Below are 721 nucleotides of genomic sequence, written 5' to 3' on the forward strand. Positions count from 1 at the left end.
GCTTAACGCTAGTCGCTGGTGATCGAGTTACCTCTTTAATCACTGCATTTCTGCGTTTTTCAAATAGTGTGCCGGGTATATTGATAAAAATTTTGGCGTCGGTGGAGGTCTTGGGCAGGAACCCAAAACTTTCCCTGCTATTTAGCACAGTAACAGCGATTGTTGAGCAACAAATCATTGTGAGTATGAATGTAATGACAATAAACATTCCTGTCTTCAATGATAGCTTTGGCCGATGCCCTTTATTCCAGATGGCATGCATGTATTGGATCATTCCCTTGTGCTTTCGTTATTCCAGTGGGTTACTTATTAGGCTATATTATACGCAGAAAAACATTGATTCACATTAATACATGTTCAATACGAATGAGGTTGTGTTTCTTGATTTTCAGATTTATTCCTCTTTCGGTTTTTTATTTAAAAACATTCATTGAATGTATAAATGGTTATGGGTATTGGTATGTACCGCGATTACTTTAATTTTGTCACGCTTCCCTTTTTGGAAGGTAATTATTTCAATAATATACGTTTGTTGGCCGCTCAGGATTTTATTCTGCAGAAGTTGAGTCAGGGAGGTATCGCGATAATCGGTGGTAACAAAGGTGTTGGTAAAACGCGACTGGCGCACGAGATTGCCAGAAAAAGTCAATGCCGGGTATTGAATTTAAGTGCAGCGTCTTTGAATGGCGCAGACAGTGAAAGCCTTGGACAATTACTAGCC

1 protein-coding gene and 1 pseudogene are annotated in these 721 nt (G+C 39.4%); one reads left to right on the forward strand and one right to left on the reverse strand.

The annotated features are described in order from the left end of the window. Positions 1–262 (reverse strand): annotated as a pseudogene (locus AC1DUO_RS25775) (type II secretion system protein GspC); the annotation flags it as partial. A gap of 198 nt (positions 263–460) precedes the next feature. Here AC1DUO_RS25775 and AC1DUO_RS25780 point away from each other — a divergent pair. Beyond that, positions 461–721: AAA family ATPase (locus AC1DUO_RS25780; protein WP_477989563.1), on the forward strand; the 261-nt coding region annotated here is incomplete at its 3' end.

The sequence above is a fragment of the Rahnella sp. P4_A8 genome, assembly GCF_056402435.1.